Genomic DNA, 19,989 nt, shown 5'->3' on the forward strand with positions numbered 1-19,989 from the left:
GCTACCCGGCCCGCCTGCGGCAACCGCATCAGGGACAAGCAAAGGGCGCAAACTCGAAACGGTTGCGCCCTTTTTCCTTGGCGCGATAAAGGGCATCGTCGCTGGCACGCAGGACCTGCTCCTGGCCGGCGCAATCGCTTTGCATGAGCGCGATGCCGATCGACAGCGTCACTTCCACTTCCACTTCCCTGCCCTCATGCAGCATGGGCTGGCTGGCAAAGCTGGCCTGCAGGCGCATGGCGAATTCGGCCGCGGCGTGCAGATTGGCACCGGCCAGGATCACCGCGAACTCCTCTCCCCCCAGCCGTCCGGCGGTGTCGGTCTTGCGCAGCTGGCTCTTGAGCACTTGCGCAAAATGCTTCAGGACCTGGTCGCCGACGGCGTGACCGAGACTGTCGTTGATGCGCTTGAAATGATCCAGGTCGCACATCAGTACCGCGGCCGTGTCGAGCACGCCGCGCTGGAGGCGGTTGTACTCGTCCTGCAGGCGTTGCATGAAGAAACGGCGGTTGGGCAGCTGGGTGAGGTAATCGGTGAGGGCGAATTCCTGCAGTTCCAGTTCGAAGGCCTTGCTTTCGCTGATGTCGCTGATGAAGCCATGCCACAGCGTCGTGCCATCCTCCAGCCGGCGCGGCCGTGCCTGGCCGCGCAGCCAGCGCACACCGTTGCCGGGGGTGATCACGCGGAACTCCAGCATCCAGTGCGAAGCACCAGCCAGCACCGCCTGACGCGCCGCTTCATAGAGCGGCATGTCTTCAGGATGAATGACGGTATCGATGATGACGGGTGTTTCCAGCAACTGCTGGGGGGTGAGCCCGTAGGTTTCGCGCGCGCCTTCGCTGACGTAGGTGAAGTAACCCCGCTCGCCCGGCGGCACGCGGAACTGGAATACCATGCCGGGAATTTCACTGGTCAGGTAATCGAGCATGCGGCTGCTCTTGGCCAGCTTCTCGGTCAGTCGCCGCACCTCGGTGATGTCGGTGGTGGTGCCGATCATGCGCAGCGCATTGCCCTCGGCATCGCGTGCCACCACCTTGCCGCGGCTGCTGATCCATTTGTAGCTGCCATCGCGGCAGCGGATGCGGTGCTCGACCTGGTAAGTATCGGAACGGGAGGCGAAATGCTGGCGAATGGTCTCCTGCACATAAGGCAGGTCATCCGGGTGAATGCGCTGGTAGGCATCCTGCAGATGGCTGGAAAGCTCCCAGTCCTCGTAGCCGAGAATGGCTTTCCAGCCGCGCGAATAATACATCTCGCCGGTGACGGCATTGCGGTCCCAGATGCCGGTACCGCTACCCTCGATGGCCAGCGCCATGCGCTCGTCGGCCTCGCCGGGCGGATCGCTCTTGACCCGCGCATGGACCGGCACCAGGGAGCGCTCGATCGCCAGCATGGCCATCGACACGGCCGCGCCCACGGTGTCGCGGTACGCCTGCTCCAGATGGGAGGCGTCGCCCGGCGCATCGTTGGCGGCGCAGATGGTCAGGATGCCGGCGACCTCGCCGGCGAAGGAACGCAGCGGCAGCATTTCCAGCAGGGAGCGTTCATGGCGTGCCGCCAGGGCCGTCAGGGCATGCCAGAACTGCGGGGTGTCGGGATCGTCCACCGCCAGCGCCGTCAGCTCGGCCAGGAAAGCCGGCGCCACGCGCGGGGCGGCACCTACTTGCAGGCGGCGGGCCTGGGGATCGAACAGGAAGATGGCCAGCGCGCGTTGCGGATAGCTGCCCGAAAAACCGCTGGCGATGCGGTCCAGCAATTGCTCCAGCGGCGCACCGCGGGCAATGTAGGACAGCGTCAGGTTGTTGAAGGCGAGCGCCTTCCGGTAGAACTCGGCATCGGCGTCAACCTGTACGGGCGGGCGTTCTGACATCATGAGAAACAGGATCGGCAAGGACGCAGCGGCGACACCGGATGCGCCGCTGTATGGATGGACATTAGCACCTTATGACAATGCGTGGCAGTTTCTCATCCAGCCCCGCACGAATAACCGTGCTGACAGGCAAGGACGATGCCATCAGGCCACACTCTGCATGAGCTTCTGCGAGGATGCGCGCAGTCAGGTGGAGCGATTCGCCTAGTAGCGGCGCACCAGGAATTCCGCCACGCAAACGGGCTTGTCGGACCCTTCACATTCCACGGTAATGCGCCAGGCCAGCTGCACGCCACCGGGGATGTCCTCGGTGGATTCCAGGCGGATGATGCCGCGCACTTTTCGGCCCACCGGCAGGGGTGCCGGGAAGCGTACGCGATTCAGGCCGTAATTGAGCAGCATGCGTACATCCGGCCCCAGGCTGATGGATTCCGACAGCAGGCGCGGCAGCAGCGCCAGTGTCAGGAATCCGTGCGCCACCGTGCCACCGTAGGGCAGCTCGCGGGCCGCGCGCTCAGGGTCGACGTGGATCCATTGATGGTCGCCGGTGGCCTCCGCAAAGCGGTCCACCTGTTCTTGGGTGACGGCAATCCATTCGCTGGTGGCCACTTCCTGGCCTGCCAGCGATTTCAGTTCTTCCAGGCTGGCGATGATGCGCATGCTGGTTTCCTTCCCTTGTCGTTATCGTGTGGCCGGCGCGCAGGTGACGCACGCTGCCTTTTTTGTCTTGTCCGTTCAGCCATCCTGCCAGACCACCCGGTTGCGGCCCTGCTGCTTGGCCAGGTAGAGACGGCGGTCGGCCATCTCGATCAGTTCGCGGATGTCCTGCTCCGGTGCCGGTACCATGGTAGCCGCACCGATGCTTACGGTCAGCCAGGCGCTCACCTTGGAGCGCTCATGCGGGACTTGGTTCGCCTCAATCAGCTGGCACAGCTTCTGGCCCAGGGCCTGCGCTCCTTCCAGCGACGTGCGCGGCAGGATCATGGCAAATTCCTCGCCGCCGAAACGGGCCGACAGGTCGGCCGGACGCTGGATGCTTTCATCGAGCGTTTGCGCGACCCGGCGCAGCACCGCATCGCCGGCGACGTGACCATAGTTGTCGTTGTACAGCTTGAAGAAATCGACGTCGATCAGCAGCAGTGACAGGTGCAGTCCGTCACGCCGGGCGCGGCGCCATTCAGCGCCCAGGTAGTCGTCGAAATAGCGGCGGTTGGCGATGCCGGTCAGGCCATCGGTGTTGGTCAGGCGCTGCAGCTCGAAATTGCTCTTCTGCAGCTGCTGCTGGCTCTCGCGCAGCGCGCGGTAGGCCGCATCGCGCTGCAGCAGGTTGATGTAGGAGCGCGAGTGATAGCGCAGCCGCGCCACCAGTTCGATCACATCGGGCAACTTGACCATGTAATCGTTGGCACCGCCGGCGAAGGCATCGCGCTTGATTTCGGCATCGTCGCGCGAGGACAGCACGATGATCGGCACGTTGGCCAGCACCGCGCTGGCACGGTACTGGCGCACCAGGGTCATGCCATCCACGCCCGGCATCACCAGGTCCTGCAGGATCACCGTGGGACGGGTCTTCTCGGCCACGGCCAGGGCTTCATCGGCACGGGTGCAGAAATGGAAGTCGATGTTCTCTTCCTTGGCCAAGGCGCGGCGGATCGCCTCGCCGACCATGGCCTGGTCATCCACCAGCAACACCATGATCTTGTAGTCGTCGGCGGGCAATACGGGGCCGCCACCCGGGGTGTCGGTTGCTTGCACCGAACTCATCATGCTTTCCTTCATTTCAGTTGCGTCACGCCCCGGCCAGCAGCGCCTGCAGCCGTGCCGCCATGGCACTGACCGGCAGCACATCGACGGCGGCGTTGAGCGCTACGGCGGCCTTGGGCATGCCGTAGACGGCGCAGCTCTTCTGATCCTGCGCCAGGGTGTGATAGCCGTTGTCGCGCAGGGCCTTCAGGCCCGCTGCGCCATCGCGGCCCATGCCGGTCAGCAGCACGCCGGTGGCCTTGCCATCCCAATGGCGCACGATGCTATGGAAAAACGCGTCCACCGAGGGCCGGTAGACATCCGTGGGCGCGCCCGCGACATACGCGAGACGGCTGCCCTCCTTGAAGACGAGATGATGATTGCTGCCCGCCAGCAGGACTTCACCCCGGCGCGGCAGATCGCCTTCGACCGCCAGGCGCACGCGCAGCACCGACTGCTGCTGCAGCCACTGCGCCATGCCGGGCGCGAAGGCGGCATCGATGTGCTGCACGATCACGATGCTGCCGGGGAATTCACGCGGTACCTGCTTGAGCAGGGCCGACAGCGCGGCCGGTCCGCCGGCCGACGCCCCGATGGCCACCAGCGGAGCCAGGTCGCCCTGGAGATTCGGGGCCAGCGGACGCAGCGGCAGGCGCACGGGGGCGGCCATGTCGTCCGGGCTGAGCCAGCCGAGCTGGTCGATCTTCTCGATCAACGCCGCCGCATCGCGCTTGCCGGCCGCGCCGATGAGCGCCGGGGTCTGGGTGGCATCGAGCGCGCCATAGCCCATGGCTTCATAGATCTTGGCGGCGCTGGTGTCCATGTCGGAGGTCACCACCAGGATCGGGCACGGGGTGTCCTGCATGATGCGGCGGGTGGCTTCCACGCCATCCATCTTGGGCATGAGCAGGTCCATCAGCACCACATCGGGCAACTGCCAGGCGCACATCTGCACCGCCTGTTCGCCATCGCGGGCGATCCAGATCAATTCGTGGCGGCCACTCTCGGCAATCACCCGGCGTAGCACTTCCACCATCATGGGGGTGTCGTTGACAATGCCGATCTTCACGTTGTCGCCTCTCCAATCAAATCCATGACCGCCTGCAACAGGCTTTCATCATGGAAACTGCTCTTGGTGAAATAATGATCGGCCCCGGCTGCCAGGCCACGCTGCCGATCCTCTTCACGGTCCTTGTACGACACGATCATCACCGGCAACGCCTGCAATTGCGGCGCGCCGCGTATCAGGGTGACCAGCTCGATGCCATCCATGCGCGGCATGTCGATATCGGTGATGACCAGGTCGAAATGCTCGGCACGCACGGCATTCCAGCCATCCATGCCATCCACTGCCACCGTGACCTGATAGCCCCGGTTGGTCAGCAGCTTGCGTTCCAGTTCGCGCACGGTGAGTGAATCGTCCACCACCAGTACTTTCTTGCGCACCGCCACAGCCGCCGCACCGGCAGGATCCGCGTCGACCGTCTGCAGCCGTCCCGAGGCGGTGAGCTTTTCCACCGTGCGCAGCAAGTCGGCCACGTCCAGGATCAGCAAGGGCGCGCCATCTTCCATCAGCGCACCGGCCAGGATGTCGGGAATCTTGCCCAGGCGTGCATCCAGCGGTTGCACCACCAGCATGCGCTCGCCCAGGAAGGCATCGACCGCGATGCCGTAGCTGTGTTCCTCCTCGCCGATCACCACCACGCAGACACTGCCGTCTCGGACGCGCCACTGGCCACGTTGCAGCACCTGGTGCGCACTGACCAGGCCGACCTGACGGCCGGCGTGGCTGAAGTGCTGGTAGCCTTCGAGGGTCTGCAGGGCCTCGGCCGGCAAACGCAAGGTCCGATTTACGTAGGCCAGCGGAAACGCATAAGGTTCACCGGCGATCTCCACCAGCAGGCTGCGAATCACCGACAGCGTCAGCGGCAACTGCAGCAGGAAACGACTGCCCTGCCCCGGCCGTGTGGTGATACGGATCGTGCCGCGGACCTGCTTGAGCATGTCCGCCACCACATCAAGACCGACCCCGCGTCCGGAAATCTCGGTGACGGTCTCGCGCAGGCTGAAGCTGGGCAAGAGCAGAAAGTCCAGCAATTCTGCGTCCGACAGGCGCTCGGCAATGTCCTGGGTCGCCAGGCCGCGCATCACCACCGTGCGGCGCAATGCGTCCAGATCGATGCCCGCACCATCATCGGCCACCTCGATCAACAGCATGCCCGCACTGTGCCTTGCCTCCAGCCGCACCACACCCTGCTCCGGCTTGCCGGCCGCACGGCGCGTGCTGCCGTCCTCAATGCCGTGGTCCACCGCGTTGCGCAGCAGGTGGCCGAGCGGTGCTTCCAGCTTTTCAAGAATATCGCGGTCGATCTGGGTGGCGGTGCCGCTGATGTCCAGCCGCACCGATTTGCCCAGCGCATTGCCGACGTCGCGCACCATGCGCGCAAAGCCGGCGGTGCCATCGGCAAAGGGCCGCATGCGGCAGGCCAGCGCCTCGTCATACAGTTGTTGCGAGAGATTGACCGAACGCCGGTCGAAGGCATCCAGCGCAATCAATTGTTCACCCAGCAGTTGCTGGTTGGTTTGCATCAGCGCGCGCAATTCGGCCAGCGTAGTCTGGGCGAATTCGTCGAGCTGGCTGGCGGCCAGCTTCTGTTGCAGCAGGTCCAGTGCCTGCACGGCCTCGCGCTGCACGCGCTTCATGCGCAGCATGCTGGCCGAGAAGGGTTTCAGGCGGCGCGACTCCACCAGCGATTCGCCGGTCAGGCTCAGGAGCCGGTCCAGGCTGTCCGCACTGACGCGCACGGCGCGCGCGGCAGCAGTCTGGTTGACGATGGATGCGCTCGCGGCGGGCTGTGGCGGCTCCATCGCTGCGGCCGACGGTACCGGCGCTGGTGGCTGCGGGGCCGCCTCGGCGGCGAAGGCCTCCTGCAGTGCGGCCGAGGGCGCAGGCCAGGGATCGGCATCCGCACCACTCATCACGGCCGGCAAGGCTTGCAGGAAAGCCTGTACCTCGGCGCTGCCGGCGTGGTCGACCCAGGTTTCGTCGCCGTCCGGTGGCGAGGCGATCCGTCCCAGCAGATCGGCCCCGCGCAGCAGCACATCGATATGTTTTTTCTCCAGCCGCAGCTTGCCCTGTTGCGCCAGGACGAAGCAGTCCTCCAGCACGTGGGCTACCTTGACGGCGGTTTCCAGGCCGACGATGCGGGCTGCGCCCTTGAGCGAATGGCCGGCACGCATGCAGGCTTCCAGATGCTCGGCCGCCGTCGGTTGCTGCTCCAGCGCCAGCAGGCTGGTATTGAGCTGGGCAATCTGGCTTTCCGCCTCGAAGCGGAACAGGTCCAGCATGGACATCTGGCTCAGATCGGGCGTACTCATGTCATGCTCCGGTTGAGTACGTAGAACAGCAATTCGTGGTCGAGCAGGCCGATGGGACGACCGCGCCACTCCACCATGCCGCGCGTGTACTGGATGGCCGCCTGGGCCAGCGTGGTCGGCACCGGGGCCAGGCTTTCATCTGCATAGCGATGAACCCCGGCCACCTCTTCCACCGGGAACACCAGGATCTGCCCTTCATGCGCCGCCACCAGCAGATGCGGGGCCGACGTGTCATCGGGCAGCTGGAACACCCGGGCCAGCGAGACGCAGATGCGCAGGCTGCCGCGAATGTTCACAACGCCCGCAATGGCGGTGTTGCGCTGGTGCGGCAAGCTGTGCAGGGGCCGGCTCCCGGCGACTTGCTGCACCACGGACGTGGCAATCGCCAGCCACTCACCGGCAATGCGCACCACCAGGGCCGACGCCAGCACGGTGCGATCTTCCTGATCTTCCTCGGCCGCACCGGCGCGCGCCCACTGCTGCGCCACCTCGCGGGATGCCGCCACCCGATCGAGCTGCTGCAAGGCGGCACGCGCGAAAGTCGGGCAGTTCAGGCAGCGGATGTGATGCGCCAGTTCAGGGCAGCTGCCGTCGCCCTTGGTGCCGATGCGGTTCCAGCAATCCTCGAGGGGCGCGTGCGGCGGGGTCAGCGTCGGCTCAGCCATGATGCGGCTCCTCGGTCGTCGTCACACGGCTGGCGCGCTGGCGCAGGCGCTCGGCTCCGGCGGTATCACCTTGCGCCTGCAGCAGGGCGGCCAGTTGCAGCAAAGCCGCCTGGTGCTGCGGTGCCAGATACAGCACCTTGCGGTAGCAACGCTGGGCCTGCCCGGCATCACCGCCGGCATCGTGGATCAGTCCCTGCAGATAGAAAGCGTCTGCGCTCGGCCCCTGCTCTTCGATGGCTTGTTCGCATAAGGCAGCGGCTTGCGCGAACTGCCCTGCATCGGCCAGCGAGCGGGCACGCTGCAGCAAGGGCTGGCTGCTTGCTGACAGCGGTGCTGGCACGGGCGCAGCGAAGGCGTTGATTCCTGAGTCAGCGGCCAACGCCGACGCGGCCGGACGCGCCCGGCGTGCCGGAACAGGCGCAGCCAACAGCGGCTGCGCTGCTGCCAATACCGTCTCGCGCCAGGCCGGTTTCTCCACCGCCACGCGCTTGCGGAAACCGAAGGCCAGTGCAATGCCGGCCGACTCCAGACGCGGACTGAGCATCAGTCCGCCTTCGGCGGGGCCGACGAAGATCACGGCATCCGGTTTCATGAGGCTTTCCAGCAGGCTCACCACCTGGCGCTGCACCTCGCGCTCGAAGTAGATCAGCACGTTGCGACAAAAGATGAAATCGTAAGGCGCAGCCTGCCGCAGCAAATCCGGTGCCAGCAGATTGCCGGGCGCAAAGCGCACCTGGCGCCGGATCGCTTCCTGCAGTTGCCAGCCCTGCTCCACCGTCATGAAATGGCGATCCCGGAAACCCAGGGCCTGTCCCCGGAAGGAATTGCGGCCATAGACACCGGCCGCCGCGATCTCCAGCGAGCGGGTACGAATATCATAAGCGTCGATGACGAACTGCGACGGCATGACGCCCGCCTCCAGCAGGGCCATCGCGACCGAATACGGTTCTTCGCCAGTGGAGCATGGCAGGCTCAGGATACGCACCGGCACATCGGGCTGCGAAAGCAGCCGCTCCCGCGCAAGCCGCGCCACGGCGAAAATGGCTTCACGGTCACGGAAGAACCAGGTCTCCGGCACCACGGCCAGTTCGATCAGGGCCTGCAACTCGGCGGCCGACCCCTGCAGCCGTGCCAGATAGTGGCCATCGTCCGCGATGCCCAGCGCCGCCATGCGCTCGCGCACCACCCGTTCGATGAGGCTGCTGCCGACGGTGGCCATGTCCAGGCCCATGACGGCCTTGAGCTTGTCGGCGATCAGCGGCAGGCTCTTCATGCCGGCACCTCCGGGTAGAGCAAGGCGCGCGTAGCCGGGTCGAGCAGGTCGCCCACTTGCACCCGCTGCAGCAGTCCGCCCTGATACGGCATGACAGGCCCGAGGTAGGGGGCTCCCTCATTGCGGACGGCGGCCGGCGTGAAGTGGGCCGGATCAAGGCGCAGCGTGTCGGTGGCCTGCGGCAGGATCAGGCCCAGCAGCACCGGCAGCGCCTGCGCGTGGCGGTAATGCACCAGCACCAGGCGCGTACTCACGCGCGCCGGAGCGGGATGACCGAGCGCCAGCATGGACAGGTCGATCACCGGCACGTGGCCGCTGCCATACGGCAGCAGCCCGGCTACCCATGCGGGTGCGCCGGGCAGCGATTTGCAGGGGGAAAGCGGCAATACCATTGCCACCTCGGCGGTGGGCAAGGCATAGCGCTCTTCCCCCAGGGAAAACAGCAGATGCAGGGACTGGCTCATGAGCACGCTGGGCGGGACCGGTGCGGCGCTCAGTCCGTCACCTTGAAGCGCGAGACGCCATTGCGCAATTCATTGGAGACCACGTTCAGTTCGTCGATGGCCTGGCTCGATTGCTGCAGCGACTCCACGGTCTGCTGGGCCGCTTCGGAGAGCTGCACCAGCGCCTGGTTGATCTGCTCGGCGCTGCTGGCCTGGGCCTGCATGCCTTCGTTGACGATCTGGAAGCGCGGTGCGAGTGCCTGCACCTGGGCAATGATCTGCGACAACTGGCTGCCGGCGGTCTGCACATCCTGCATGCCGCGCCGCACCTGGTCGGAGAACTTGTCCATGCCCATCACGCCGGCTGCCACGGCCGACTGAATTTCCTTGACCATGACTTCGATGTCGTAGGTCGCCACGGCAGTCTGGTCGGCCAGGCGGCGGATTTCGGTGGCCACCACCGAGAAGCCGCGGCCATGTTCGCCGGCCTTCTCGGCCTCGATGGCGGCGTTCAGCGACAGCAGGTTGGTCTGGTCGGCCACCTTGGTGATGGTGGTCACGACCTGGTTGATGTTGCCCGCCTTCTCGTTGAGGATGGCCAGCTTGGCGCTGACCGAACCGGCCGCATCCATCACGTTCTGCATGGTGTCGCCCATGCGGGTCAGGCCCGCCTGGCCGCTGCCGGCCAGCGCCGAAGTCTGTTCAGAAACCACCGACACTTCATTCATGGTGCGCACCAGGTCACGCGAGGTTGCATGGATCTCGCGCGAGGTCGCGCCGATCTCGGTGGTGGTGGCAGCCGTTTCGGCGGCGGTGGCCTGTTGCTGGCGGGCCGTGGCAGCGATCTCGGTGACCGACGTCGCCACGCGAGCCGAGGACTTCTGCGCCTGCGAAACCAGCGCGGTCAGCTCATCGGTCATGCGGTCGAAGCCGTTGCCCAGCACGCCAAACTCATCCTTGCGGTCCAGCTCCACGCGACGCGAGAAATCGCCCGAGCGCATGATGTCGAGCAGGCCCATGAGCTTCTGCAGCGGCTCGTTGATGGCGCGCATCAGGAAGAAGCCGCACACCAGCGCCACCAGCAGCGCTGCCATCAGCGCGCTCATCAGGGTGAACTGGGCCGAGTTGACGGCATCGCCGATGCGCTGGGCGGCGTCGTCGGCGATGCCCTTGTTGGTCTCGACCATGCGCTGCGTCAGTTGATAGCCGGTACGCCATTGCGGACGAATCTGCTCGTTGACGATCTTGTCGATCGGGGCGCGCTGGCTGAAGTCCATCTTCAGCACCTCGCTGACGACGGCACGGTATTTCTGCCGCGTCTCCTTGAATTGCTCGAAGAGCTTGCGGTCAGCATCGCTGAAGATGGTCTTGTCGTAATCTTCCTGCAAGCGGTCGAGGCGCTCGGCGTTGCGGCGCAGCAGTGCCAGGTCAGCCTGGCGCTCGGCATCATTGGCATCGATCTGAATGATCTGCTGGGTCATCAGCAGGTTTTCGTACCACGCAGCGTTGATCTGGGTGCTGTAGTAGAGACCGGGGGTGGAGTCGTTGCGCAGCGCCGTCGCCCCCTTCTCGATGTGGCCAAGGTTGACCGCCGAAATCCCGGCCATCAGTGCCATCAGCAGCAGGATGAGCCCGAAGCTCCCGAGGATGCGTTGCTTGATCGTCCAGTTCTTCATGCGCAGTTTTCCCCCTTTGGAATGAGCACCCCGCCCTGGCGCGCCTTCGTGAGGTGCGCATGAACGAAAGTTCGCCTGTGGCTAACCCGGGCCATCTAGTGCGATCGGTTGTGGATTAGTGCGGCCTAGTAATACTTCGAGATTATCATTGAAATCTTTCAATATCACTATTATCCCTTGCGCAATGATTCTTTGCCTGAAGGAAATAAAAACGGCACCCGCAGGTGCCGCTTGAGTGCGTCAGCCGATGGCGGGATCACACCGGCATGGGCTTGTTGTCCTGCAGGTCGAGGAAGCCCTTGATGAGGCGGTAGGCTTTCCAGATCCAGGCCAGCGAGAACACCAGAATCGCCACCGGGATTCCGATCACCGTCGCCCACAGCACGCCGCCGGCGAACAGCCAGAACAGGTACCACCAGAAGGAGCGGATCTGCCAGCGATGGTGGGTGTAAAGGAAGGTATCGCGCACGTCGCCGCGCTTGAGGTAATTGACGATCAGGGGCAGCCACGACAGCATGCCCAGCGAAAACACCAGGCAGGCGGCATGCGCCAGGTAGAGCCACCAGACCAGGTCACGGCCGGTCTGGGTCTGTGGGTCGAATACCAGTTCCTGGTTCATCGCGTCTCCTGAAATGAGGGGGAAGCCGGCCCCGACGTCAGGCCAGCAGGTTCAAGATGCCGTCCAAGCCCACAAAATTCAAGCCCACGCTGGCCTGGGCACGCACCACCGGCTTGGCGCGGAAGGCCACCGACAGGCCCGAGATGCCCATCATGCGCAGGTCATTGGCGCCATCGCCCATGACGATGGCCTGGCTTGGTTCGGCACCGATCTCGCGGCAGATGCGCTCCACCGTTGCACGCTTCTCGTCGGCATTGACGATACCGCCGACCACCTTGCCGGTGAGCTTGCCGTCGGCCACTTCGAGCGTGTTGGCGTGGGTGTAGTCCAGGTTCAGGCGCGCCTTCATGCGGTCGGTGAAGAAGGTGAATCCGCCTGAGACCAGCAGCGTCTTGAGGCCGGCGGCCTGCACTGCCTTGAGCATGTTTTCCGCACCCAACGACAATTGCAGGCGCTCATCATAGACACGCTGCAACGCGCCTGCGTCCAGCCCCTTGAGCAATGCCACGCGGCGGGTCAGGCTTTCGTTGAACTCGATCTCGCCGCGCATGGCGGCTTCGGTGATCTCGGCCACCTGCGGTTTCAAGCCCTGCATGTCGGCGATCTCGTCGATGCATTCGATGGTGATGAGGGTGGAATCCATGTCCATGGCCACCAGGCGGAAATCGGACAGCTTGCGGCCCTCGTCGATGAAGGCATAGTCCAGGCGCGCCTGCAGGCAAGCCGCATCGATGCTGGCCTTGAGCGCATCGCTCTGGCTCACGCCCGCCACACGCCAGGCATCGGCATCCGGTACGCGGTCATCTGCAATGCGCTCGGCGCGGCCACCGGCCAGGGCAGCGATGGACTCGATGGCGGAAGACGGCACGGCGTGTTGCTTGGGGGCTTGCAGGATCAGGTTCATGTTGTTCTGTTGATTCATGGGTGCGATGGGATTCGTTGTAGTGCGGCCAGAAGAGCACTCAACCGGTGAGTGCCTTCATGGTCGCCTTGACCTGCTGCACGCGGGCATTCAGGTCCGGCATGTTGGCCGTGATGCGCAGCTTGTCGGGGCCATTGAGCTTGACCTGGCGATTCTTCTGCACCAGCTCGATGATGCGCATGGCGTCGATCGGCGGATTGGGAACGAACTGCAGCAGCGCCGCTTCGGAATGGGCATCGATCTTGATGATGCCCAGCGGCTTGGCCGCAATGCGCAGGCGGTGCGTTTCGATCAGGGCCTTGGCCGCATCGGGCAGCTTGCCGAAGCGGTCGATCAGTTCTTCCTGCAAGGCGTCGATCGCATCGGCCTTCTCGCAGTTGGCGAAGCGCTTGTAGAGCGACAGACGCTCATGCACGTCGCCGCAGAAGTCATTGGGCAGCAGCGCAGGCGCATGCAGGTTGATCTCGGTGGTGGTCGACAGCGGCGCGGCCAGGTCCGGTTCGCGTCCATCCTTCAGGGCACGCACGGCTTCGTTCAACATGTCCGAATACATCTGGAAACCGATCTCGTGGATCTCGCCCGACTGGTGATCGCCCAGCACTTCGCCGGCACCGCGAATTTCCAAATCGTGCATGGCGAGATAGAAGCCGCTGCCCAGTTCCTCCATCTGCTGGATCGCCTCCAGCCGGCGCTGCGCCTGCTTGGACAAGCCCTGCACATCCTGCACCAGCAGGTAGGCATAAGCCTGGTGGTGCGAACGGCCGACGCGGCCGCGCAATTGGTGCAGCTGCGCCAGGCCGAACTTGTCGGCGCGATGCATGATGATGGTGTTGGCAGTCGGCACGTCAATGCCGGTCTCGATGATGGTGGTACAGAGCAGGATGTTGAAGCGCTGCGCCACGAAGTCGCGCATCACCTTCTCCAGGTCGCGTTCGTGCATCTGACCGTGCGCCACGCCGATGCGCGCTTCCGGCAAAAGTTGCTCCAGCGCGGCCTTGCGGTTGGCGATGGTTTCCACTTCGTTGTGCAGGAAGTAGACCTGGCCGCCGCGTTTCAATTCGCGCAGGCAGGCTTCGCGGATGGTCGATTCTTGTTCGGCGCGCACGAAGGTCTTGATGGCCAGGCGCTTCTGCGGCGCGGTGGCGATCACCGAGAAATCGCGCAGGCCTTCCAGCGCCATGCCCAGCGTACGCGGGATCGGCGTGGCGGTCAGCGTGAGCACATCGACCTCGGCGCGCAGCGATTTCAGGGCTTCCTTCTGGCGTACGCCAAAACGGTGTTCTTCATCGATGATGACCAGACCCAGGCGCGAGAACTTCACTTCATCGGAGAGCAGCTTGTGAGTACCGATGACGATATCGATGGTGCCATCGCCCAGGCCCTTGATGGCTTGCGTGACTTCCTTGCCGGTGCGGAAGCGCGACAGTTCGGCAATCTTGACCGGCCAGTTGGCGAAGCGGTCGGCGAAGGTGGCGGCATGCTGTTCGGCCAGCAGCGTGGTCGGCGCGAGAATGGCGACCTGCTTGCCGCCCATCACCGCCACGAAGGCGGCGCGCAGGGCCACTTCGGTCTTGCCGAAGCCGACGTCGCCGCAGATGAGGCGGTCCATGGGCTTGCCGCCGGTCATGTCCTTGATGACGGCATTGATGGCGGCGGCCTGGTCGGCGGTTTCCTCAAAACCGAAACTGTCGGCGAAGGCTTCATAGTCATGTGCCGAATACTGGAAGGCATGGCCCTGGCGCAGCGCGCGGCGGGCGTACAGGTTCAGCAGTTCGGCGGCCGTATCGCGCACCTGCTGGGCGGCCTTGCGCTTGGCCTTTTCCCACTGGCCGGAGCCCAGTGCGTGCAGCGGTGCATCTTCCGGCGAGGCACCGGAGTAGCGCGAAATCACGTGCAGTTGCGACACCGGGACGTAGAGCTTGGTCTCCTTGGCGTATTCCAGATGCAGGAACTCGGTCTCGCCCTCCCCCAGGTCCATGCTGACCAGGCCCATGTAGCGGCCGATGCCGTGGCTGCTGTGGACCACCGGGTCGCCGATCTTCAACTCCGACAGGTCGCGCACCATGTATTCCACATCGGTGGCGGCCTGCTGTTTGCGGCTGCCGACCCGGCGGCCGCTGCCGGCGTACAGCTCGGTCTCGGTGATCAGCGCCAGGCCGCCGGCGGTGACGAAGCCGGCGTGCAATGGGGCCACGCCCAGCATCAGCGGCTCATTGCCGGAGAGGAAATCATTCCAGTCATCGCACAGCGCCGGATGCAGGTCGTATTCGGCAAAGTACTGCTGCAGGGTTTCACGCCGGCCATTGCTTTCGGCACAGATCAGCACGCGCTCGGCCCCCTTGAGCAGGAAGCTGCGCAGGTTGACCAGCGGATCTTCCGCGCGGCGGTTCACGGCGATGTTGGGCAGCGGCGCCGAGATGGCCGAAGGCGAATCATCGGTCTTGAGCACCCAGCGGGCGTGGGGTTTCAGCAGGGTGAAGAAATCTTCATCGTCCAGGTAGATGGCGCGCGGCTCCAGCACCGGGCGCTCGCGGTCGGCGTGAAGGAAGGTCCAACGCGAGCGGGTATCGCTCCAGAAGCGCTTGATGGCTTGTTCGATGTCGCCCACGGTGGCGAACATGGCATTGGCCGGCAGGTACTGGAACAGCGTGGCCGTCTCTTCGAAGAACAGCGGCAGGTAGTATTCGATGCCCGCCGAGGCGATGCCGTTGCCGATGTCCTTGTAGATGGCCGAGCGCGACGGATCACCCTCGAACACTTCACGCCAGCGATTGCGGAAGGCCAGGCGCGAGGCCTCGTCCATGGGGAATTCGCGACCCGGCAGCAGGCGTACCTCGGGCACCGGATAAAGCGAGCGCTGGGTATCGGCGTCGAAGGTGCGGATGGTCTCGATGGTGTCGCCGAACAGGTCCAGGCGATAGGGCAGCACCGAGCCCATGGGGAAGATGTCGATCAGCCCGCCGCGCACCGAATATTCGCCCGGCGACATGACCTGGCCCACGTGGGTGTAACCGGCCAGGGTGAGCTGGGACTTGAGCTTGCCTTCATCGAGCTTTTCGCCCTGCTTGAAGAAGAAGGTATAGGCCGCCAGGAACTGCGGCGGCGCCATGCGCAACAAGGCTGTGGTGGCCGGCACGATCAGCAGGTCGCACTGGCCGGACTGCACTTCATAGAGCGTGGCCAGGCGTTCGGAGACCAGGTCCTGGTGCGGCGAGAAGGCGTCATAGGGCAGCGTTTCCCAGTCCGGCAGCAGGTGGCAACGCAGGCGCTCGCCTTCCTTGGGCTGGAACCAGGGGATTTCAGCCAGCAGGCGCTGGGCATCGGTGGCCCCGGCCACCACCACGGCCAGCATGCGGCCTTCGGCCTTGAGGGCCAGCGCGGCTTGGGCCAGCAGATAGGCATCGGCAGAACCGTGCACGGCGGGAGGCTGGAAACGCACACCTGCTTTGGGCAGGCTTTTTTTCGGGTCAAAAGACATCAGGATCGGGAGGATCGGCTTGGTTTGGACTTGATTCGAGCAAGGCAACGGCGCAGGCACGGCCGCGGTGGCCATGCTGGCAGCGCCGCAAAATGCCGGTCGCTTGCAAGGGATTGGCATTAGAATTCAGCCTCTCATTATAAACGAAGGCCCCATCGCAAGCCGCCGCCAGGCGGGCGTCGGGCCAGGTGCATGGCATGAACCCTTCGCAGTCCGCTTCTTCCCCGCCCCGCCACTTTGCGCTCATTCCCGCCGCAGGCGTGGGCGCGCGTATGGGCGTCCAGATCCCCAAGCAATATATGCCGCTGGCAGGCAAACCCATGCTGCTGCATGCGCTGCAGACCTTCGCGGACCACCCACGGATCGCCCATACCTTCGTGGTGGTCAGTGCCGAGGATGGCTGGATTGATTCCCTGATGACGCCAGATTTTTTGCAACGCGTGAGCATCCTGCGGGTAGGCGGGCCGACGCGCCAGGACAGCGTCTTCAATGGCCTCAACGCCATCCGTGACCGGGTGGCCGATGCCGACCGGGTACTGGTTCATGATGCCGCCCGCCCCGGTTTGGACTCGCCGCTGCTGGATCGCCTGCTGGATGCCCTGGCAGACGATGAAATCGGTGGCTTGCTGGCGGTGCCGGTCGTCGACACCTTGAAGCGCGGCGATGGCGGCGCCCCTGCCCGCTCGCAGGAGACCGTGCCGCGCGCCGGCCTGTGGGCGGCACAGACCCCGCAGATGTTTCCCTATGCCCTGCTGCAGCGCGCCTTGCATCAGGCGCAAGAACAAGGCCGCCTGGGCGAGATCACCGACGACGCCAGCGCCATCGAGATGCTGGGCTTGCGTCCGCGCCTGGTGGAGGGCAACCCCCGCAATCTGAAGGTCACGCTGGCGCAGGACGCCGCGCTGGCTGAATTCTTCCTGAAAGGTCCGCACGCATGAACGCTTCTTCCCCCTTCCCTTTCCGCATCGGCCAGGGCTATGACTGCCACGCGCTGGTGGAAGGCCGCCCGCTGATCCTGGGCGGCGTCACCATCCCGCACAAAAAGGGCCTGCTGGGCCATTCGGATGCCGACGCCCTGCTGCACGCCATCACCGACGCGCTCTTCGGTGCTGCCGCGCTGGGCGACATCGGGCGCCATTTCCCCGATACCGATCCGCAATTCAAGGGAGCCGACTCGCGCGTGCTGCTGCGCGAAGCCGCCAAGCGCCTCGCCGCCGCCGGCTACGCCGTGGGCAACGTGGATGCCACCATCATCGCCCAGGCGCCCAAGATGGCTCCGCACATCCCGTCCATGGTGGTCAACGTCGCCGCCGACCTCGGGATTTCTGAAGGGCAAGTGAATATCAAGGCCAAAACCAATGAAAAAATGGGCTTTTTGGGGCGTGAAGAGGGGATTGCGACCGAAGCGGTTGTGCTGATCCACCGGCAAAACGGCTGAAAAGCGGCGTCAGAAAGTTCCCGACAGGCGCACGTAGGACATTCACTGACACGCTGAAACCCGCACCAGACAAGGGATTGAAGCCGGTTCTGCGCACCATTTCCCGGCACTGAAAGAAATCTAAAGCACCAGAACCAGCCATTAAAACTTTTAATGGAAGTTTCGTACCGAAAATGGCTTGCATTCTCGATTTAATGAGTATAATCGTCGCGTCGTTAGGATTCGAGCTGGTAGTGCGGTTCTTCGCTGTCATTCCTCCCGAGTAACGATAAAGAGCCGGGCGCAAGCCCCAATCAATTAAATTTAGGAGTCCGTAATGGCAACTGGTACCGTCAAGTGGTTCAACGATGCAAAGGGTTTTGGTTTCATCACTCCCGATGAAGGTGGCGAAGATCTGTTCGCTCACTTCTCGGCTATTCAGTCGAATGGCTTCAAGTCCCTGAAGGAAAACCAACGCGTTTCCTTCGAAGTGACCACCGGCCCGAAGGGCAAGCAAGCTTCGAACATCGTTCCGGCTGCTTAAGCTTTCAAGCTGATAAAAAATCCCCGACTCGTCGGGGATTTTTTTCGTCCTTCACTTTCGTACTTACGCAAAGTGAAGTGATGGGCATCAAAAAAATCCCCGCCCTCTTGCGAGTGGCGGGGATTTTCATTTGCGCTGAAGCGGATCTGAATCAGATTTCTTCGTACAGCGGCAGCGTCAGGAACTCGGCGAAGGTCTCGGAAGTGGACATTTCTTCAAAGATCTTGGCGGCGCGGTCATAGGTCGGGCCATCGCCTGCCACTTGCTTCACCTTGGCCAGCTCTTCCGGAATCATCGCGCGCACCATGTCGGCGGTGACCTTGCGGCCGTCTTCCAGGTTGCCCTTGGCGCTGCGGATCCACTGCCACACCTGGGCACGGCTGATTTCGGCGGTGGCCGCATCTTCCATCAGGTTGTGGATGGGCACGCAGCCATTGCCGGCCAGCCAGGCACCCAGGTAGTGAATGCCGACGTTGATGTTGTAGCGCAGGCCGGCTTCGGTGATCGGGGTTTCCGGCTGGAAGTTCAGCAGGTCGGCCGCCTTGACCTCGACGTCCGGACGCTGCTTTTCGAACTGGTTGGGCTTGTCGCCCAGCACGGCCACGAATTCCTTCATGGAAGCTTCGACCAGGCCCGGGTGCGCCACCCAGCCGCCGTCGTAACCGTCGGTGGCGTCGCGGCGCTTGTCGTTGATGATGCCTTGCATGGCGATGGCGTTCTTTTCCGGATCGTTCTTGATCGGGATCAGCGCGCTCATGCCGCCGATGGCCGGGGCACCGCGCTTGTGGCAGGTCTTCAGTAGCAGCAGGGCGTAGGCGCGCATGAACGGCGAGGTCATGGTGACCTTGGCGCGATCGGCCAGGCAGAAGTCCTTATCGTTCTTGAACTTCTTGATGCAGGAGAAGATGTAGTCCCAACGGCCGGCATTCAGGCCCGCGCTGTGCTCGCGCAGTTCGTACAGGATCTCTTCCATCTCGAAGGCGGCAGTGATGGTCTCGATCAGCACGGTGGCCTTGATGGTGCCTTGCGGCAGGCCGATTTCATTCTGGGCCATCACGAAGATGTCGTTCCACAGACGCGCTTCCAGGTGCGATTCCATCTTGGGCAGGTAGAAGTACGGACCGGCGCCGCGCGCCAGCTGCTCCTTCGCGTTGTGGAACAGGAACAGGGCGAAGTCGAAGATGCCGCCGGAAATGCGCTTGCCGTCCAGGGTGACGTGCTTTTCATCCAGGTGCCAGCCACGCGGACGCACCACCAGGGTGGCGATCTTGTCGTTGAGCTTGTAGCTCTTGCCGTTGGATTCCAGCGAGATGGTGCGGCGGATCGCGTCATACAGGTTGATCTGGCCGCTGATCTGGTTGTCCCACACCGGGGAGTTGGAATCCTCGAAGTCGGTCATGTAGCTGTCCGCGCCCGAGTTGAAGGCGTTGATGACCATCTTGCGCTCGACCGGACCGGTGATTTCCACACGGCGGCACTTCAGGGCTTCGGGGATGGGAGCGATCTTCCAGTCGCCGCTGCGGATGGATTCGGTTTCCTTCAGGAAGTCGGGGCGCTCGCCGGCGTCCAAGCGCTTGACGCGCTCGGCACGGGCAGCCAGCAGCTCCTGGCGACGGCCTTCGAAGGCGCGCGAGAGCTTGGCGACCAGCGACAGGGCTTCAAAGGTCAGGACGTTCTCGTAACCCGGCTTGATCTCGCCGGAGATTTCCATGCCGGTGGGCAGCTTCAGTTGCGTCATGCTGGACTCCTCAAAAAGAAAAATGGACTGGGTGATCTTGTTTTCATGATTGTGCCTGAGACCGTGCAGCTTTTTGCATCGCATCAGACACTTTATGTACGCAGTATATTTAAACCAAATCGATATGAGTGAAAGCTTTTATCAATTTATCTTTGCGTTTTAGTCACAAGTGAGCTGATAATGGCTGCAACCCGCCGCACCAGTTCCGGCGCGGCTTTGCCGC

General features: G+C 63.8%; 16 protein-coding genes. 3 read left to right on the top strand and 13 right to left on the bottom strand.

The annotated features are described in order from the left end of the window. Positions 1 to 28: 28 nt before the first annotated feature. From E2K99_RS15480 to mfd, 12 genes are all read right to left on the bottom strand, one after another. A complete protein-coding gene (locus E2K99_RS15480) occupies positions 29 to 1,873 on the bottom strand; it encodes a sensor domain-containing diguanylate cyclase (protein ID WP_205703682.1) in 1,845 nt (614 codons plus the stop codon). Between the two features lie 201 nt (positions 1,874 to 2,074). Then, on the bottom strand, positions 2,075 to 2,530 hold the full coding sequence (locus tag E2K99_RS15485; protein ID WP_034331529.1) for a MaoC family dehydratase: 456 nt from the start codon (positions 2,528 to 2,530) through the stop codon (positions 2,075 to 2,077). Between the two features lie 75 nt (positions 2,531 to 2,605). Then, a complete protein-coding gene (locus E2K99_RS15490; RefSeq protein ID WP_134224122.1) occupies positions 2,606 to 3,634 on the bottom strand; it encodes a GGDEF domain-containing response regulator in 1,029 nt (342 codons plus the stop codon). A 25-nt stretch (positions 3,635 to 3,659) separates the two neighbouring features. Further along, a complete protein-coding gene (gene cheB / locus E2K99_RS15495; RefSeq protein WP_134222796.1) occupies positions 3,660 to 4,682 on the bottom strand; it encodes a chemotaxis response regulator protein-glutamate methylesterase in 1,023 nt (340 codons plus the stop codon). After that, entirely contained in the window at positions 4,679 to 6,991 is a 2,313-nt protein-coding gene (locus E2K99_RS15500) for a hybrid sensor histidine kinase/response regulator (protein ID WP_134222797.1), read from the bottom strand. The genes cheB and E2K99_RS15500 overlap by 4 nt, the downstream gene beginning before the upstream one ends. Beyond that, on the bottom strand, positions 6,988 to 7,656 hold the full coding sequence (locus E2K99_RS15505) for a chemotaxis protein CheW (RefSeq protein WP_134222798.1): 669 nt from the start codon (positions 7,654 to 7,656) through the stop codon (positions 6,988 to 6,990). Before E2K99_RS15505 ends, E2K99_RS15500 begins: the two co-directional genes overlap by 4 nt. Further along, complete coding sequence (locus E2K99_RS15510; RefSeq protein WP_134222799.1) at positions 7,649 to 8,929, bottom strand: CheR family methyltransferase; 1,281 nt, start codon at positions 8,927 to 8,929, stop codon at positions 7,649 to 7,651. Before E2K99_RS15510 ends, E2K99_RS15505 begins: the two co-directional genes overlap by 8 nt. Further along, complete coding sequence (locus tag E2K99_RS15515) at positions 8,926 to 9,393, bottom strand: chemotaxis protein CheW (protein ID WP_134222800.1); 468 nt, start codon at positions 9,391 to 9,393, stop codon at positions 8,926 to 8,928. The genes E2K99_RS15510 and E2K99_RS15515 overlap by 4 nt, the downstream gene beginning before the upstream one ends. A 29-nt stretch (positions 9,394 to 9,422) precedes the next feature. Further along, the gene (locus E2K99_RS15520; protein ID WP_134222801.1) at positions 9,423 to 11,048 is read right to left on the bottom strand and encodes a methyl-accepting chemotaxis protein; all 1,626 of its coding nucleotides are present in this window, start codon (positions 11,046 to 11,048) and stop codon (positions 9,423 to 9,425) included. 256 nt (positions 11,049 to 11,304) lie between these two features. After that, the gene (locus E2K99_RS15525) at positions 11,305 to 11,667 is read right to left on the bottom strand and encodes a DUF4870 family protein (protein ID WP_034337781.1); all 363 of its coding nucleotides are present in this window, start codon (positions 11,665 to 11,667) and stop codon (positions 11,305 to 11,307) included. A gap of 37 nt (positions 11,668 to 11,704) precedes the next feature. Further along, positions 11,705 to 12,589, bottom strand: coding sequence for a phosphoserine phosphatase SerB (gene serB / locus E2K99_RS15530; protein ID WP_134136032.1), 885 nt, complete (start codon positions 12,587 to 12,589; stop codon positions 11,705 to 11,707). A gap of 40 nt (positions 12,590 to 12,629) precedes the next feature. Further along, on the bottom strand, positions 12,630 to 16,067 hold the full coding sequence (gene mfd / locus E2K99_RS15535) for a transcription-repair coupling factor (RefSeq protein WP_134222802.1): 3,438 nt from the start codon (positions 16,065 to 16,067) through the stop codon (positions 12,630 to 12,632). A 197-nt stretch (positions 16,068 to 16,264) separates the two neighbouring features. Between mfd and ispD the strand changes: the two genes are divergently transcribed. The 3 genes from ispD to E2K99_RS15550 all read left to right on the top strand — a co-directional run bounded on the left by ispD (position 16,265) and on the right by E2K99_RS15550 (position 18,028). Further along, positions 16,265 to 17,005, top strand: coding sequence for a 2-C-methyl-D-erythritol 4-phosphate cytidylyltransferase (gene ispD / locus E2K99_RS15540; RefSeq protein WP_134222803.1), 741 nt, complete (start codon positions 16,265 to 16,267; stop codon positions 17,003 to 17,005). Beyond that, complete coding sequence (ispF, locus tag E2K99_RS15545; RefSeq protein ID WP_134222804.1) at positions 17,002 to 17,505, top strand: 2-C-methyl-D-erythritol 2,4-cyclodiphosphate synthase; 504 nt, start codon at positions 17,002 to 17,004, stop codon at positions 17,503 to 17,505. Before ispD ends, ispF begins: the two co-directional genes overlap by 4 nt. A gap of 316 nt (positions 17,506 to 17,821) precedes the next feature. Further along, positions 17,822 to 18,028: a cold-shock protein gene (locus tag E2K99_RS15550; RefSeq protein WP_006464465.1), complete on the top strand. Its 207-nt coding sequence runs from the start codon at positions 17,822 to 17,824 to the stop codon at positions 18,026 to 18,028. 151 nt (positions 18,029 to 18,179) lie between these two features. Here the strand turns inward: E2K99_RS15550 and aceB are convergent, their stop codons facing one another. Further along, entirely contained in the window at positions 18,180 to 19,766 is a 1,587-nt protein-coding gene (gene aceB / locus E2K99_RS15555) for a malate synthase A (protein WP_134222805.1), read from the bottom strand. Positions 19,767 to 19,989 lie beyond the last annotated feature (223 nt).

It is taken from the genome of Herbaspirillum huttiense, assembly GCF_004367745.1.
GTDB lineage: Bacteria > Pseudomonadota > Gammaproteobacteria > Burkholderiales > Burkholderiaceae_D > Herbaspirillum > Herbaspirillum huttiense.

What these genes read in the sequence shown, in the direction of transcription:
- E2K99_RS15480 (WP_205703682.1), bottom strand. Translation starts at nt 1,873, where the DNA reads ATGATGTCAGAACGCCCGCCCGTACAGGTTGACGCCGATGCCGAGTTC.
- aceB (WP_134222805.1), bottom strand. Translation starts at nt 19,766, where the DNA reads ATGACGCAACTGAAGCTGCCCACCGGCATGGAAATCTCCGGCGAGATC.
- E2K99_RS15550 (WP_006464465.1), top strand. Translation starts at nt 17,822, where the DNA reads ATGGCAACTGGTACCGTCAAGTGGTTCAACGATGCAAAGGGTTTTGGT.
- ispD (WP_134222803.1), top strand. Translation starts at nt 16,265, where the DNA reads ATGAACCCTTCGCAGTCCGCTTCTTCCCCGCCCCGCCACTTTGCGCTC.
- E2K99_RS15490 (WP_134224122.1), bottom strand. Translation starts at nt 3,634, where the DNA reads ATGAGTTCGGTGCAAGCAACCGACACCCCGGGTGGCGGCCCCGTATTG.
- E2K99_RS15510 (WP_134222799.1), bottom strand. Translation starts at nt 8,929, where the DNA reads ATGAAGAGCCTGCCGCTGATCGCCGACAAGCTCAAGGCCGTCATGGGC.
- E2K99_RS15520 (WP_134222801.1), bottom strand. Translation starts at nt 11,048, where the DNA reads ATGAAGAACTGGACGATCAAGCAACGCATCCTCGGGAGCTTCGGGCTC.
- E2K99_RS15525 (WP_034337781.1), bottom strand. Translation starts at nt 11,667, where the DNA reads ATGAACCAGGAACTGGTATTCGACCCACAGACCCAGACCGGCCGTGAC.
- E2K99_RS15515 (WP_134222800.1), bottom strand. Translation starts at nt 9,393, where the DNA reads ATGAGCCAGTCCCTGCATCTGCTGTTTTCCCTGGGGGAAGAGCGCTAT.
- ispF (WP_134222804.1), top strand. Translation starts at nt 17,002, where the DNA reads ATGAACGCTTCTTCCCCCTTCCCTTTCCGCATCGGCCAGGGCTATGAC.
- mfd (WP_134222802.1), bottom strand. Translation starts at nt 16,067, where the DNA reads ATGTCTTTTGACCCGAAAAAAAGCCTGCCCAAAGCAGGTGTGCGTTTC.
- E2K99_RS15505 (WP_134222798.1), bottom strand. Translation starts at nt 7,656, where the DNA reads ATGGCTGAGCCGACGCTGACCCCGCCGCACGCGCCCCTCGAGGATTGC.
- E2K99_RS15500 (WP_134222797.1), bottom strand. Translation starts at nt 6,991, where the DNA reads ATGAGTACGCCCGATCTGAGCCAGATGTCCATGCTGGACCTGTTCCGC.
- serB (WP_134136032.1), bottom strand. Translation starts at nt 12,589, where the DNA reads ATGAATCAACAGAACAACATGAACCTGATCCTGCAAGCCCCCAAGCAA.
- E2K99_RS15485 (WP_034331529.1), bottom strand. Translation starts at nt 2,530, where the DNA reads ATGCGCATCATCGCCAGCCTGGAAGAACTGAAATCGCTGGCAGGCCAG.